A 15,439-nucleotide genomic window follows, 5' to 3' on the forward strand; every position below is an offset into this window, starting at 1 on the left:
TGCCAGAATCGCCTGTGAAAATGTTTTGGTTCTAGCTGATGTTGGTGGAGAAGTTTTAGTGGATATTACTGCGTTGTCAGCCTGCGTATCGTCGGCTTCTTGCCTGATGACCCAAGGCCTGAATGCCTTTGTTATCGGGATGCTGCTGTTTTTGGTAGCGTCCGGTTTGACCTTGATTTTCGGCGTCTTGAAGGTCGTCAATTTTACGCATGGCTCGCTGTATATGTTGGGCGCCTATCTGGCCTACTATATTTATAAAATTACAGATAGCTATCTGCTAGCGGTCATCGTCGCTTCAGCCGGGATTGCAGTCTTTGGCATATTTCTGGAGCGTCTCTTTTTCCGACGTCTCTACCAGAGCAATTTCCTCATGCAACTGCTGATGTGTTACGGCTGGATTCTAGTGCTGGATGATCTGGTGCAGCTGTTGTTCGGTGCGGAATTTCAGTCGATGGGGATGCCGCCATTTTTCGCGACGGCACCATTGATCATTGCTGGCGCGCCGATTCCACTGTTCTACATTTTTCTGATTGCCATCAGTTTTCTGGTCGCGCTGGCGGTCTGGCTGCTGATCGTCAAAACCTCCTTCGGCAGCAAGGTCCGCGCGGCCGCGACCAACACCTCAATGACAGGTGCATTGGGTATCAATACGGCATTGTTATATGCCGGTGTGTTCGCACTCGGTGCAGGACTTGCCGGATTGGCCGGGGCATTGGCCGCACCGGTCCGCTCACTAGTACCGGGCATGGGTTTTTCGATCTTGATCGAATCGTTTATTGTCACCGTCATCGGGGGTATGGGCTCCATCGGCGGCGCGCTGGTTGCTGCGATTTTGATCGGCGTGTGTCGCTCATTCGGTAGCGTAGGGTTCCCGATGTTCACCGAAATCGGTGTCTTTGCGCTAATGGCCGTGGTGTTGCTGTTGCGCCCCGATGGCCTGTTTGGAAAAGGTGTTCAACGGTGAAAAATCGCCTGCTTAGCTCGACCTTGTTATGGGCAATCATCGCCTTCCTTATTCTGGCAGCTATGCCCGGTCTGATCGCCTCGCAGATGGTGCTGGATCTGATCATTCATGTGGCGATATTTGGATTATTTGCGATATCGGTCAACTTGTTGATCGGCTATACCGGTCTGATCTCATTTGGCCATGCCATGTTTTATGCATCGGGCGCGTATGCCTTCGGCTTGCTGATGCAAACCGGAACCTGGTCGGTGCCAGCGGCGCTGGCGCTGGCGGTACTCAGCAGTGCGTTACTTGCTCTGGTGGTAGGGCTGGTTTGCACCAAGACCAAAGAGATTTATTTCACTTTTCTAACGCTGGCGATTCAGATGATGTTTTACAGCACGATTTTGAGCTGGGAGACATTCACAGGTGGTGATCAGGGATTGACCGGCGGCTTCAAGAAGCCTGTATTTCTGGGTATCGATCTGGCCAATGCAAATCATCTCTATTATTTCATCGCAGGCGTTGTGATTGTGTCGCTCGGTTTGTTATGGCACATCACCAAATCACCTTTCGGTTACGCGCTTCGGATGGTTCGCGACAATGCCGCACGAGTCGAATTTTTGGGCATGAACGTGCGTGGATACAGGATTGCTGCATTTGTTATCGCAGCCGCTTTTGCGAGTGTTGCCGGTGCGCTGATGAGCTTATACGTGAGTGCCGCGTATCCAAATTTCGGCTACTGGACCATGTCCGGCGAAGCGATTTTCATGATCATGTTGGGCGGTGTGAACACTTTCCTCGGACCACTCGTCGGTGCCACTATGCTGACGCTGCTGAATCATTACGTCACCGCCCATACCAAATACTATGGCCTGGTATTAGGTACCATTATTTTGCTCTACGTGTTATTGCTCCGGAAAGGCTTGCTGGACATCATTGTCGAGCGGTTTATTGCATTCCGCGCTGATCGTACTCTGCCGAAAAAGCAAATCGAATCGAGACTTCCTTGAGCCTGCTAACGCTCGGCGGTGCTGATGCCGCCAGACAGTCTGCCATTTTCTGGAGCATACAATGCTAAAAATGACCAACGTGACAAAGGCGTTTGGCGGCGTCGTCGCAACCAATAACTTTTCGGCGCAGTTCGAACGTGGCAGCTTGTCGGCAATCATTGGGCCCAATGGTGCCGGTAAGACCACGCTGTTTAATCTCATCAGTGGCAAGATAAAGGCCGATTCGGGGAGTATTCATTTCGACGGTAACGACATTACCGCCCTTTCCGCGAAGGCGATTGTTCAGCGTGGGATTGGTCGCGCGTTTCAGGTATCCAGCATATTTCCTAGCTTGACCGTCGCACAATCGCTGGAGGCGGCGGTGATGGCGCATCGTGGCCAGATGGGAAATTTCCTGACGTCATTCTCTGTGCCGCGTTTGCCATCGCCGGTAAAACAACGCGCAGCAGAGTTAATTGAGATGCTTGGCCTTGAATTAAAGGCGAATACACTGGCACGGGAATTGCCGCACGGTGACCAAAAATTACTCGATATCGGGCTGGCTTTGGCGCTGGAACCGCGCTTGTTGTTGCTCGATGAGCCGACCGCAGGCATGGGACCGGAAGAGCGCCTGCTGATGATGGAGCGGGTGCACTATTTGTGGCAACGAGAAAAAATCACCATTATTTTCATTGAGCACGATATGGACATTGTCTTTGCGCGTGCACAAACCATCCGCGTGTTGTATTACGGGGCATTGCTGGCGCAAGGAACGCCCGACCAGATTCGTAACAATCAAGCGGTAATCGACGCTTATCTAGGTACCGGCTTTAAAGATGAAGAGGTTGCAGCATGACCGCGTTGAGGTGTTTATCAGTCGCCGGACTGACCGCATTTTATGGTGCGAGTCAGGTGCTATTTGGTATCGACCTAAATGTTGGTGAGGGTCAATGTATGGCTTTGCTGGGGCGGAATGGTGCGGGTAAGTCAACCACCATGAAAGCTATAGCAGGCATTATTCCTAGTACTGCAACGAAGATGGATCTGCACGGGAAAAACATCAACGGCATACCGTCGTATCGGATTGCGCGAGCAGGACTCGGATTCGTGCCGGAAGACCGACAGGTGTTTCCTGAGCATTCGGTGGAAGATAATCTGACGCTCGCAGAGAAGGCCGGCGCACAAAATCGGCGCGACTGGACCCTGCAAAGGGTGTACGACGCGTTTCCGCTGTTAGTCCCTTTGCGAACCCGATTAGCTGGCCAGTTGTCCGGCGGCGAGCAACAAATGCTAGTCATTGGGCGTGCGCTGATGGGTAATCCCACGATGCTTTTGCTGGATGAGCCGAGCGAAGGTCTGGCACCGGTGATCGTGCAGCAAATTGCGGTTCAGATCAAGGCGTTGCGAAAGGCTGGCACCACGATTTTGCTGGCCGAGCAAAACATGCATTTTTGCCTGAATGTCGCTACCCATGTAGCCGTCATTGATAAAGGCAAAATTGTGTATGCCGATTCGGTTGAGGGCCTGCGCAACAATGACGATATCAAACGACGATATCTATCGGTATAGCGCAAAATAAAGTGGACGCACGTCGTTGATTAACGTCGTTGTCATTGGTGAAAAATGGATACCTGGCATAGACGTTGCCAGGCATCCATATCGTTTGATTCTCAAAATATAGACAGCATGCTAGGTGCAACATAAACCTCTACCTGATGGTCCAGGACATAAGGCGGCGCGATTCGATTTAAATTGAAAAGAAACACATTGTGGGGCACGTCAAAGCGCCACGCAAAGGTATTGGTTCCAACAACAAAATTGACCGTTGTACCGTCGTTCACATTGACATGCGATGTAGAGGGATCTATACGGATCATGACAGTCGCCGATCTGGCTGAGGCAGGGCTACCCAACGACGTCATCGTGGATGGGGCAGCCATCGCAGGGGTGGAAAATATGGCACATCCAGCAAGGATCAGGACGGCCAGCGCTGCCATTATCGAGGGCATCGGGCTGGTGCAAGACGGCCGTAAAATTGATTTCTTGTTCATCGCGCACTCCTTAGATTGAGAGAAGGTGACACCATGGATTTGAAGCAGCTTCACGCTAAGAAAATCTCCTTCCATCGGGCCGAATTAATGCTTTCGATGGATGCAACACTTCGCCGGATAGGTAGATCTCATTCGGTGCTCCGATGCGCGAGATCCGATGCGGAGAATGATGTTAATTGTATAAGATTTTATGGCAGCAAAAACTGATCTTTATCAAAACGCTCTCACATTTTAATTCTGACGCAATTTACTTTCTGGTGGTGGATGATTGCCTCGAAATGGGCTAATGCCAGCCGGTCCGAGTGTCACCCGAACGGCAGAAAAATGCATTAATAGCAGTGTCTTTTCCGGTCCGGCGGAATGCGTGTTGCAAGGCAATCATCGGCGGCTTTGAGACTTCCATTCCAAAGCTCTCTCCTGATGCTGTTTTTTCTTTGATTTGACTGTCGTAAAAAATGCTGTTCGTACTGGCTAGTACGAAAAAAATTCTAATAAGTATTTTAAAATTCCAAAGAATAATGTAACATCAGTTCAATCGATTCATGCAAGACCTGGTCGGACAGCCACGGTAGATGGCAATGACCACAACGGGAGACAATAATGGTTTCAAGACGTACGGTGATTCAAGCGGCTATTGCTGGTAGCGCTGCTATGATATTCAAAGCAGCTTCAGCACAAACAGGTAGTTGGCCCGAAGCGACTGTACGTATCATTGTGCCGTTCAGTGTCGGCGGTGCGTCCGACGTCCTGACCCGTTTGTTGGCAGCGAAACTACAAGCCAAACTAGGGCAAAGCTTTATTGTTGATAACCGCACTGGCGCTGGCGGCAACATTGGTATGGAAGTGGTGCGCAGTGCCAAACCGGATGGCTACACGATTGCCTCGGCGACGGTTGGCACGCTTTCGATCAATGAGTTCTTGTTCTCCAAAATGAGCTACGATCCAGCCCGCGATTTCGAGTATGTATCGATGATCTGGGAAAACTGTAACGTGTTTGTCGTTGCGGCAGAACATCCGGCAAAAACGGTGCAGGAATTCCTGGTGTGGGCGCGTAAGCAGCCGAACGGCGTTTCTTACGGTTCCGCCGGTATCGGTACCACACCTCACCTGGCGGGAGAATTATTCCGGGCCCGCACCGGCATTCAGGCGCAACACATTCCGTTCCGTGGCGCATCGCAATCCATGCCAGCGTTGCTGGCAGGTGACACCAATTTTGCAATCGATAATATCGCCAGTTACATGGGGTTGATCCGGGCCGGCAAAGTCAGAGCGCTGGCAGTCACCTCGGCAGAGCGCTTCCCGACCTTGCCGCAGGTCCCAACTATGGCGCAAGCGGGTATCCCTGATTTCATCGTCACCTCCTGGGGCACTTTTGTCCTGCCTAAAGGCACGCCGGCACCCATCGTCGCCAAGCTATCGGTGGCATTGAAAGAAATTGCGAATGACCCGGCCGTGAAGCAACGTTTTCTTGATACGGGCGCGCGTGCAATTTGGTCGTCACCGCAGGATGCTGCCACATTTGCGCAAAAAGAGCGGGTGAAATGGAAAGAAGTTGTCCAACTTTCCGGCGCGAAACTGGATTGATGATGACGCGACTTTCCAGCCGGACCTTTATTGAACTGGTCCGTCAGCAGGCTCAACGCAAACCGGAAGCAAGTGCTTTGGTTTGCGCGCAAGGGCGCTTCAGTTATGGCGATCTGGCAGAGCGCGCCTCGCGCGTCGCCAGCGCCTTGCGAGCCAACGGCATTCAGCGCGGTGATCGCGTCGGGGTCTTGCTGAGCAATCGGGTTGAATGGATTGATGTATTGCTGGGGGCGGGCGCTCTGGGCGCCATTCTGGTACCACTGAGCACCTGGTCAACGCGGAATGAACTGGCGTTCTTGCTACAAGACTCAAATCTGGCGTTATTGGTGTCAACGGCACGCTTCGGCGACCGTGATTTCGAATCAGATTTTGTCGCACTGCAAGGCATGCCTGGTGTACCGGATCCTGCGTGCATCTGGTTGCTTGATAACGTTATCGGTAGCAGCAGTTTTCCTTCCTATAATGCGATCTTCGAATCCGCCAGCGCACTTGGTGTTCTGGCGGCGGATGCCGGCCCTTGTGCCGATGATGATGCATTAGTGCTCTACACATCAGGTTCAACCAGCGCACCGAAGGCTGTACCTTTACGCCAGTTTGCGGTGCTCGAAAACGGTTTTAACATTGGTGAGCGGCAAGGCTTTACGGATGCTGATCGGGTCTTGTTGTCATCACCTTTATTCTGGGCTTTCGGTGGCGCAAACGCGTTGCCAGCGACGTTTGGTCACGGCGCAACGCTGGTCTTGATGGAGAAATTCGATGCCGCGAGCGCGATGCAGATTATCGAGACCGAACGCTGCACCGCCATCTATACCCTGCCAGCGATGACGTCGGCGCTGGCGTATCACCGTGACTATCGTAAAGAACGTCTGGCCAGCCTGCGCACCGGTGTCACCATTGGTAGCGCTGAAGAATTTCTGATTGCGGTCGAGACGTTGGGAGCCGACGCTTTATGTAATATCTATGGTGCAACGGAAACCTGCGGTAATTGCGCGGTGACCTGGCATCACTGGCCAGTGTTGCGTCGTGCGCATAGTCAGGGGCCGCCACTGCCAGGACAGCAGATACGCTTTATCGACGAAGACACCGGTGAAGAGGTATTGCCCGGCATGCCGGGGTTAGCCGAAGTGCGTGGCTATACCACACTCGGTTACAGCGGTTTCAGTGCGCAGCAGAACGCTACAGCTTTCACCGCAGACGGTTATTACCGCACCGGCGACATGGGCAAGTTTAATGTCGATGGCGATTTTGTATTCGTGGGCCGGGTCGGCGAGATGATCAAACGTGCTGGCATTAACGTATCGCCAGCCGAAGTGGAAGCTGTACTACGACATCACCCATCGGTTCAGGATGTCGCCGTAGTCGGCGTGCCGGATGTCATCCGCGGTGAACTCATATTCGCATTTGTGGTACCCATCTCTTCGGAGGAGTTTGACGCTGCCGCGTTGCTGCGACATTGCGCAGCGGAATCGTCGAAATACAAGGTACCCGACCATATCGAGCCCTGCACCAGTCTGCCGCTGACCGCGACCGGCAAACTGCAGCGACGCGAACTTAAGCAATTGGCTCTCGAACGCGCTTTGGCACTTGCTGCCATCGCGTCCCAAAAACGCGCTTCGGCAGCATAGTCGTCGCGCTTCACTCCTGAGGTATTTATGCCACTTAACCGACCTACGGCCGTTATCGGGTCAGCCATCATGGTCCCGATTCATACGGATCGCCAATCCCTTGAGGAAATCCTGTACGAAGTTGCACAGGCGGCGCTGAAGAGCGCCGGTATTCCTATCGAAGATATCGACGGTATTATTGTCGGTTCAAATGACCAGGTTGACGGTCGTGCCATTTCCATCATGGCCGCATCCGGCTCTGTTGGCGGTGTGGACCGCGATATTCTTTCCACGCCATCGGCTGGTGAACATGCTTTCGTGATGGGCGTTTTGCGTATTGCATCCGCGCATTTCGAGACACAGTTAATCGTCTCCTGGGGCGTGACCGAAGCATCGTCACTGTCTGAAGTCGAGCGCCTGGCGGCTGATCCCTATTTCCATCGTAAACTTCCGCTCGACGATTTGTCTTCGTTCGCGCTGCAGGCAAATGCGTTGATCGCTGCACAACCGCAGGCACAAACCTTAGCGGCACAACTGGTGCAACAGAATCGTCGCCGTGGATCGCTAGCGTATCCTGAAGCCACTGGCCCCATCGAGACACCAGCAGAGATTGATGCATCGAAAGCAGTGCGTTGGCCAGTACGTGAAGCGATGCTGCGTGCGCCGACTATGGGTGCAGTAGCACTCGTATTGGCTTCCGAAGAATTCGTCACAAAAGCTGGCATCACTAACCCAGCCTGGATTCGCGGCATGGGCTGGGCGACTGAAGCAGCATTCCTGGGCGACCGTGATTTGACCGCGGCAACGGCTCTGCAAGAAGCAGCGCGTCAAGCGTTCGCTGATGCCGGCGTTGCGACCATTAGCGAAATCGACGTTGCTGAAATCAGCGCGGCGACGCCATTCCAGGAATTGATTGCTTATCAGGCACTGGGAATTGCTGAGCCAGCGCAATGGGCTGACGTGGTCAGCAAAGAACACGTGCATCCGACGCTTAACCTGTCAGGCGGCGTGGCTTCAATCAATCCTGTATTTTGTGGCGGACTGGTGCGTATCGCCGAAGCCGCTAATCAAGTCATGGGAACGGCCGGTAAACATCAGGCAGCCAAGGTCGATACTGCATTGGCGCACGCCGCGAGCGGTCCCGCCATGATGTATCAGACCGTTGTCGTATTCGGAAGCAAACTGGGAGGAACCCAATGAGTCAATCACGTACGAATCAACCACGTGTAGGTATTATCGGCATCGGTCAATCCGCATTCAAGCCGAAACGTGACGACGCCAGTTATCCCGATCTGGTCCGCGAAGCCGTGGTGCTGGCGATGGCTGGCAGTCAGCTGGAATTCGACGATATCGATGCGATTGTCTATTCGCTGTCGCCGGATGCAATGGTCGGTATTGGTAATGCAGAACGTCTTGGCGTTGATGCTGTCGGTGGGCGCAACAAGCGTTTCCTGCGTATCAACACCGGTGGTGCGACTGGTATTTCCAGCGTGGCCGCAGCGTATTACCACATCGCTTCTGGTGCTAGTGACGTCGTCATGACAGCTGGTGCGGACAAGGTGGGCGAATGCGGTGATTCACAAACTGTACTCAACAAAATCTGGGATCCAATCTACGAGCGTCCATTGCCGTTGGGTACGATCACCATGCTGGCCATGTCTGCAGTTCGCTACGCGGAAAAGTATGGCATGTCGCAAGAAGATATGGCAGCCGTCGTGGTTAAGAACCGTTACCACGCTTCGTTGAATGCGAATGCGCATTTGCGTAAGACGACCACTGTCGAAGAAGTAATGGCCTCACGCATGATCAGCTGGCCTATCAAGTTGATGGATTGCTGCCCACAGTCGAGCGGTGGTGGTGCGATGATTCTGGCTTCAGAAAAGTACATTAAAGACCGCAATCTGGATGCTGTGTGGATCACTGGTCTGGGCCATTGCTCCGAGAGTTATTACATCGGTGACCGTATGGGTAATGACTTCCTGGCTGATCATGCCGACGCTTTTGCACTAAGTCGTTCGTTTGAGCGCACCTATAAAATGGCCGGTATCACCGACCCGCAAAAGCAGATTCACGTCGCCGAATTGTATGCACCGTTCAGCAACACCGAATTTCACTCAATCGAAGCAGCCGGTCTGGCCAAAATCGGTACCTCGGTGGCGCAATTGAAAGAAGGACGTTACACCATCGGTGGCGAAATTCCTGTCAATCCATCGGGCGGAACATTGTGCACTAATGCGATTGCAGTGACGGCGATGATTCGCGTAGCAGAAGTAGCGCTGCAAGTGTGGGGCAAAGCAGGAACGCATCAGGTAAAAGGCGCACGCGTCGGCGTCGCCAGTGGCAACGGTGGTGATCATCAGTTCTTTGGAACAATGGTCATCGAGGCATAACATCGAAAGTATGAAAAGGTGAACTTTAAAAAAACACGGTTTTCAGTTTTTTTGAGGTCACCAAAAATCAATCAATTTTCTGAAGGAAAAAAAATGGAACTGCTGAAACGCCGCGAGGCCTGGAACATTACCTACAATCACGCACTGGGAGAGACAGCAAGCTGGTTCTACGTCCAGATTCGTGACCACGCCAAGATTTATGGTCGTCGTTGCGGCGAAACTGGCCGTGTGTTGGTGCCACCACGGGCTTTTTCTGACCAGACTCTGGAGCCAACCACTGAGTGGGTTGAAGTCGGTCCAGGCGGCTGTATCGAGACGTTCACAATGGTCTATGAGCCATTTCAAGGCTTGCCGGATCCTCCGTATGCTTTCGGTTATGTATTGCTGGATGGCGCTGATACCGCAATTGGTGGTTTCTTCAAAGGTATCGACCTGGCAGATCCGGCCAAAGCAGCGAAACAAATGGCATTAAAAACACGGGTTGTCACGAAGTTTGCAGAAGTTCGCACTGGTGATGTACTCGATTTCTGGTTCGAGCTGGAAGCAAACTGATGCAAACGGCATCCAGAACCGCACAGCGGGTTGCGGTGATTGGTGCCGGTGCGGCTGGGCTCTGCGCCGCCAAGCACTTGTTGGCGCGCGGGGTCGAAGTCGTTGTCTATGAACTCGGTTCATTCATTGGTGGCCTGTGGGTCTATCAGAATGATAACGGCCTCTCACCGGCGTACCGATCGCTACATTTAAACTCTGAAGTCAGCATCACCGCCTATAAAGATTTCCCTTTTCCGCAAGATGGCCCGCTGTACCCGGATCACTTCGGCGTCAGTCGCTATCTGCAAGCCTATGCTGAAAAATTCGGCGTGGTGCCACATATCCGGTTTCGTTCTAAAGTGGTCAATGTCAAAGCCGAAAATGGCGGCTGGCAGGTGCGTCTGAATGACGACAGTGTTGAGCGGTTCACCGCCGTCGTGATTGCCAGCGGACATCAAGGCGTACCCAAGCATGCCGGATGGCGTGATGACTTTGGCGGCGAGTACCTGCACTCAAACAGTTATCAGGTTCCCGAACCATTCCGCGACAAACGCGTTCTGGTGGTCGGTATGGGTAACAGTGCCGTCGACATAGCCTCCGATATTTGTGTGGTCACCAAATCGACCACAATTTCTGCACGCTCACCAGTGCTCGTAATGCCGCGCATGCTGTTTGGCGTGCCGACTTCACGGGTGCTGGGCAAGATCGAAAAGCGCTGGATGCCTTGGCCGATGCGCCGCACCATGCGTGAAATACTCACTCGCATTGTGCACGGCAGCATGAAACAATGGGGTTTTGTTGCGCCTAAAACGCGTACCCATCCGACTAGTCACCCAAGCCTGATGGGGCATTTTGTCTGGAACCGCATCACGGCGAAACCTGGGATTGAGTCGGTAACAGGAAATGAAGTGCGCTTTGTGGACGGCAGCGTGGAATCATTCGACACGATTATTGCGGCCACAGGTTATTCGGTTGGTTTACCTTTCCTGAGCAAAAATCCAGGTGAGGCAGAAGAGCACAAGCCGGACCTCTTCCTGCGCGTCGTTTCGCCAACGCAGCCCGGTTTATATTTCGTTGGATTGTTTAACGTCGCCGGTGGCGGCAACATTCGCATGATGGACGATCAGGCTGAATGGCTAGCCGAGTTGGTGTGCGGCGATGTCGATTTACCGGACCAGGCAGGAATGCGCCACGCGATAGGGCAAGAGCAAGCATTTCTGCAACGCCATTATCCCGCCAGCCCGCGCTACGCACTCGAGCTTGATCCAACATTCTATCGCAAGCAACTCGCAACAGAGCGCAAGCGTAGTCAGGGCTATCGCCAACGTGCCGCACAGCGCGTGCAGGAAGCATAACCTATAACCTCGCCGTGTTCTGTTTGCACCCATTCTTTTTACTTTGAATCGAGATCATGATGTCCTTGCGTGACAAGTCCTGTGTAACCGGTGTTGGCGAAACGGTTTACATGCGCGGTTCTTCTAAAACTGCGTTTGAACTTCAGATCGAGGCATCGCTGAAAGCTATCGCTGACGCCGGTCTGACCCCAAAGGATATTGATGGGATCATTCCGGTCGGCATTGTCAGTGGCACCGCCGACGATTTCATAGAAAACTTTGGGATTCCGGATATGCGTTTTTCGGCGATTATTCCCCACGGTGGTGCCAGTCCGGTGATGGCGTTGCAATGCGCCGCTGCTGCGGTCGCCGCTGGCGTATGCAATCACGTATTGATTACCTTTGGACGCAACGTCAGCGCTGCGTCCAACAAGGCCGGAGCACGCATCCATCAGATGCCGCAGTTCCATTTTGTGACCGAATTTGAATACCCGATCGGCGCGATCGCACCGGCGCAGCTATACGCACCGATGGCGCGGCGCCACATGGCGTTGTACGGCACAACGGTTGAGCAGTTCGGGGAGGTCGCAGTGGCTTGCCGTAAGCACGCATTGCTCAATGACAATGCGTTGATGAAAAAACCGATCACGTTGGAGGATCATCGCAATTCGCGCATGATCGCCGATCCGTTTCGATTGCTGGATTGCAGTCTGGAGAGCGACGGCGGTGCCGCTATTATCGTAAGCGCATCTGAGCGCGCCGGTGATTTACGCCAACCGCGTGTGTACATTTCAGGCGTGGCCGCCGGTCATCCCGATTCACCGGGATCAATCACGCAGCGTCCGGATATGACCAGTCTAGGGATTGCGAAAGCCGCGCCACGTGCTTTTCAGATGGCTGGCGTCACCCACGACGATATTGACCTGACCCAAATCTATGACTGCTTTACGTATGCTGTCATTCGCCAGTTAGAAGACATCGGTTTCTGCGCAAAAGGCGAGGGTGGTCCGTTCGTGGAAAACGGTCGTTTACAACTGGGTGGCGCATTGCCGACCAATACCCATGGCGGCTTGTTATCGCAGGCACATGTCTGGGGCCTGAACCATATCGTTGAGTTGGTGCGGCAATTGCGTGGTCAAGGTGGACGGGCACAAGTTGAGAATGCTGAAGTCGGCCTGGTGTCCGGCTATGGTGATATGGGCGATGGCGCGTTAGCCATTCTGCGCAGAGGATAAAAAATGACACTTCCAACCAAGCCAATTCCCCAAGCTACTCCGTTGTCGCGATCGTATTGGGAGGCTGCTGCAGAAGGTCGCCTGGTCATCCAGCATTGCGCCGCGTGCGGAAAAGCCCGCCATTACCCGCGTTTGTTGTGCGATGCCTGTTATTCAGACGCCGTGGAATGGAAACCTGCCACCGGTGCAGGCCGCGTGCATAGCTGGACGGTGGCGCACCATGCTTTTCACCCCGGTTTCGCCGGAGAACTGCCATACACATTAGTGACGGTCGACCTGGATGCGGGCGTTCGCGCACTTGGACAGTGGAAAAGTGTTGGCACTCCTTTCATCGGGCAATTAGTGCAGGGCCGTTTTATACCCCGCGACGATACGGCTGATCTGATCTTTGAATCAGGTCAGGATTAAATTCCTGTGAGAAATGGTTTCTTAAAATGGCAGGTGGATTGATTCGCACTCTTTCTGCTGAGTTCTACACATTCGAAAAAATACAAAGTAGAACATGAAAAATAATTCCGACCATAAAAGCAATGACCCATTGGCGGTCGTCCAAATGTCCGCCGTGCCTGCGCAAGGGTTGACGGTTCGCCGCAAGGTTATTCCATTGGGCAGTCCAGGGGCGGATGTCTCTCCAAATATGAAGCGCAGAGCATCGGCTGATGTTGAAGATATTCGTGACGCAGTTTCCAGACTCAAACGTGAACGTATCATTGCGGTGGCGGTTGAACTGTTTTATCACAATGGCTTTAACAACACGACCTTGGAGGCGGTTGCCGAAAAAATCAATGTCACCAAACCGTTCATCTATTCACACTTCAAATCCAAAAACGACCTGCTGGCAGAAATATGTTCGCGCGGCATTCGCGCTTCGCTCGAAGTCCTCAATCATGTCGTTGCCTCGGAGCTTTCTCCTACCGAAAAAGTAAGGTCACTGGTGCATGATTTTACGCTGGCGGTATTAGAGAACCAGGAAGCGATTGCAATCTACATGCGGGAACAAAAGCATTTATCCCCAAAAGACAGTGAAGTCATTGAGGAGATGCGTCGCGAGTTTGATCGGAAGTTATGCGGCTTGTTAGAAGATGGCATCGCAACCGGCGAATTTACGGTCGACGATGTTCGCATCACCTCGCTTGCGGTCGGCGGTATCGTAAGCTGGTCTTGCGTCTGGTTTCGACCTCATGGCCGTTTAAAGCAGGTCGAAACCGCTGAGCACGTTTCTGACCTGGTATTGGCCATGATTCAGGCCAGGTCCAAACGCCGCAAACGAGCGCGTGTCGTAGCGGAAGCGGCTTGATTTTAGGTGGTATTTGCCAATTGGAACCAGCTCGCTGGCAAGCCTGTGATTAAAGGTTGGGCTTTCAAGCAAAGTCAGCCACAAAAGTAGCGCAGTTGGCGAGGACATGCCTGGCGATAGCCTGGTAAGAAAGGGAATCGCCAATCTAACAAAAAATTAACAGCGTAGTGACATGAGCGCAGTGTCCGTCCTGGTTCGCGCTCACCTTAGTCTTATATTCCCAATATTTCGCTACTATGCTCGCCTAAACCCGGAGCGGGCCGAAGGATTGGACCCATTTGTCCGTCGATAATCAGCGGTTGGCGGATGAAGCGTTCATTCTTTTGTGCATTTTTGTGTTCGCCTTCAATTTCCACCACCATGCGGCGCGCATTAACATGCGCATCCTGAACGACGTCTTCTGCTTTGAGTACCGGACCGAACGCGATGCGTGCAATTTCCAGATTTTGACACAGCCACTCGAAACTGCGACTTGCAATCGCCTTGCGCAAATGTGGATCAATTTCCCTGGCGCGTTGATTGCGTTCTAGCTCAGAGAGTGCGGCGAATTCTGACATTCCGATCAATTCGCACAAGGCACGCCACATATGATCTTCACCGGCAATGCTTAACGTGATCTGACGTCCGTCGGCAGTAGCAAATATGCCATATCCAGGATCTTCCGGCGGTAGTGGGCGGATGGGTTGCTGGTTCATCACAGGGACCAGAAACGGCGTCATCCAGCTGACCAGCGAGTCAAACATGGATACATCAATCTGGGCGCCCTGGCCTGAGCTTGATCGTGCGAATAGCGCGGTCACGACTCCCAACGCAGCAAACATCGCGGATGATATATCGGCTAGCGGCAAGACCGGCAAGGTTGCGGTAGCTTCCTGCCCTTGTGGAACATCAAGCATGCCGACCGAACCCTGAATGCTGATATCGTGGCCAGCCACGCCCGCCATCGGGCCATTCTGGCCAAACGACGAAATCGAGGTGAACACAAGCGAGGGTTTGCGCGCGCGCAGTGTCTCTGCATCCAGTTTTAAGCGGGCCATCACCCCGGGGCGGAACCCTTCTATGACAACGTCGGCAGTATCCACCAGTTTCAAGAACTGTTCCTTACCGGACGCCGATTTAAGATCAAGAGTCACTGAACGTTTGTTGCGGTTGAGAGATGAAAACAGTCCCGGGAAGCGACGAGAAGGGTCACCGCCGTCTGGTCGTTCGATCAGAATCACATCTGCACCGAGGTCCGCTAGGAGCATCGTGGCAAAGGGGCCAGGGTATTGTTCGGCCAGACTGAGAATGCGAATGCCGGCCAATGGAAGTGCTGCCATAAGTGGTTGCCTAACTAGAATGAATGCCTCAATACCGAAGAGTATAGAACAAATACTAGCAGGTATGTGTGTTTCTGATCATGGAATTTCCGGACCCCTCCGGCAGAGCTGTGAGATCCGTGGTTTTTATGGAAATCCGGTCCGATTGTCTTCAAGTAT

Annotated in this window: 16 protein-coding genes; 14 read left to right on the forward strand and 2 right to left on the reverse strand. The window is 53.0% G+C overall.

All coding sequences use genetic code 11. The features are described from left to right. Positions 1-58: 58 nt before the first annotated feature. From JQN73_RS12720 to JQN73_RS12735, 4 genes are all read left to right on the forward strand, one after another. Positions 59-964, forward strand: coding sequence for a branched-chain amino acid ABC transporter permease (locus tag JQN73_RS12720; protein WP_240162251.1), 906 nt, complete (start codon positions 59-61; stop codon positions 962-964). Continuing rightward, complete coding sequence (locus JQN73_RS12725) at positions 961-1,956, forward strand: branched-chain amino acid ABC transporter permease (RefSeq protein WP_240162252.1); 996 nt, start codon at positions 961-963, stop codon at positions 1,954-1,956. Before JQN73_RS12720 ends, JQN73_RS12725 begins: the two co-directional genes overlap by 4 nt. Before the next feature lie 61 nt (positions 1,957-2,017). Then, positions 2,018-2,791: an ABC transporter ATP-binding protein gene (locus JQN73_RS12730; RefSeq protein ID WP_205319199.1), complete on the forward strand. Its 774-nt coding sequence runs from the start codon at positions 2,018-2,020 to the stop codon at positions 2,789-2,791. Beyond that, the gene (locus JQN73_RS12735) at positions 2,788-3,504 is read left to right on the forward strand and encodes an ABC transporter ATP-binding protein (RefSeq protein ID WP_205319201.1); all 717 of its coding nucleotides are present in this window, start codon (positions 2,788-2,790) and stop codon (positions 3,502-3,504) included. Before JQN73_RS12730 ends, JQN73_RS12735 begins: the two co-directional genes overlap by 4 nt. 101 nt (positions 3,505-3,605) lie before the next feature. On the opposite strand, the gene JQN73_RS12740 is transcribed toward JQN73_RS12735, so the two are convergent. Continuing rightward, a complete protein-coding gene (locus tag JQN73_RS12740) occupies positions 3,606-3,812 on the reverse strand; it encodes a CzcE family metal-binding protein (RefSeq protein WP_205319208.1) in 207 nt (68 codons plus the stop codon). Between JQN73_RS12740 and JQN73_RS12745 the strand changes: the two genes are divergently transcribed. From JQN73_RS12745 to JQN73_RS12790, 10 genes are all read left to right on the forward strand, one after another. After that, positions 3,811-4,005 carry a hypothetical protein gene (locus JQN73_RS12745; RefSeq protein ID WP_205319210.1) on the forward strand — a complete coding sequence of 65 codons (195 nt, stop codon included), beginning with the start codon at positions 3,811-3,813 and terminating at the stop codon, positions 4,003-4,005. The genes JQN73_RS12740 and JQN73_RS12745 overlap by 2 nt on opposite strands. A gap of 581 nt (positions 4,006-4,586) precedes the next feature. Further along, positions 4,587-5,570: a tripartite tricarboxylate transporter substrate binding protein gene (locus JQN73_RS12750; RefSeq protein ID WP_205319212.1), complete on the forward strand. Its 984-nt coding sequence runs from the start codon at positions 4,587-4,589 to the stop codon at positions 5,568-5,570. Then, the gene (locus tag JQN73_RS12755; RefSeq protein ID WP_205319214.1) at positions 5,528-7,195 is read left to right on the forward strand and encodes a class I adenylate-forming enzyme family protein; all 1,668 of its coding nucleotides are present in this window, start codon (positions 5,528-5,530) and stop codon (positions 7,193-7,195) included. The genes JQN73_RS12750 and JQN73_RS12755 overlap by 43 nt, the downstream gene beginning before the upstream one ends. A gap of 27 nt (positions 7,196-7,222) precedes the next feature. After that, a complete protein-coding gene (locus JQN73_RS12760) occupies positions 7,223-8,374 on the forward strand; it encodes a hypothetical protein (RefSeq protein WP_205319216.1) in 1,152 nt (383 codons plus the stop codon). Beyond that, positions 8,371-9,564, forward strand: a complete 1,194-nt coding sequence (locus tag JQN73_RS12765) for a thiolase family protein (protein ID WP_205319218.1) — start codon at positions 8,371-8,373, stop codon at positions 9,562-9,564. The genes JQN73_RS12760 and JQN73_RS12765 overlap by 4 nt, the downstream gene beginning before the upstream one ends. Before the next feature lie 93 nt (positions 9,565-9,657). Then, positions 9,658-10,116 carry a Zn-ribbon domain-containing OB-fold protein gene (locus JQN73_RS12770; protein ID WP_205319226.1) on the forward strand — a complete coding sequence of 153 codons (459 nt, stop codon included), beginning with the start codon at positions 9,658-9,660 and terminating at the stop codon, positions 10,114-10,116. Continuing rightward, entirely contained in the window at positions 10,116-11,450 is a 1,335-nt protein-coding gene (locus JQN73_RS12775; protein WP_205319228.1) for an NAD(P)/FAD-dependent oxidoreductase, read from the forward strand. The genes JQN73_RS12770 and JQN73_RS12775 overlap by 1 nt, the downstream gene beginning before the upstream one ends. Before the next feature lie 56 nt (positions 11,451-11,506). Then, positions 11,507-12,664, forward strand: coding sequence for a thiolase family protein (locus JQN73_RS12780; protein WP_205319231.1), 1,158 nt, complete (start codon positions 11,507-11,509; stop codon positions 12,662-12,664). Between the two features lie 3 nt (positions 12,665-12,667). Beyond that, the gene (locus JQN73_RS12785; RefSeq protein ID WP_205319238.1) at positions 12,668-13,072 is read left to right on the forward strand and encodes a Zn-ribbon domain-containing OB-fold protein; all 405 of its coding nucleotides are present in this window, start codon (positions 12,668-12,670) and stop codon (positions 13,070-13,072) included. 94 nt (positions 13,073-13,166) lie between these two features. Continuing rightward, positions 13,167-13,961 carry a TetR/AcrR family transcriptional regulator gene (locus JQN73_RS12790; protein WP_205319240.1) on the forward strand — a complete coding sequence of 265 codons (795 nt, stop codon included), beginning with the start codon at positions 13,167-13,169 and terminating at the stop codon, positions 13,959-13,961. Between the two features lie 212 nt (positions 13,962-14,173). On the opposite strand, the gene JQN73_RS12795 is transcribed toward JQN73_RS12790, so the two are convergent. Beyond that, positions 14,174-15,280, reverse strand: a complete 1,107-nt coding sequence (locus JQN73_RS12795) for a CaiB/BaiF CoA-transferase family protein (protein WP_205319242.1) — start codon at positions 15,278-15,280, stop codon at positions 14,174-14,176. Positions 15,281-15,439: the final 159 nt, after the last annotated feature.

The sequence above is a fragment of the Glaciimonas sp. PAMC28666 genome (assembly GCF_016917355.1).
Taxonomy (GTDB): domain Bacteria; phylum Pseudomonadota; class Gammaproteobacteria; order Burkholderiales; family Burkholderiaceae_D; genus Glaciimonas.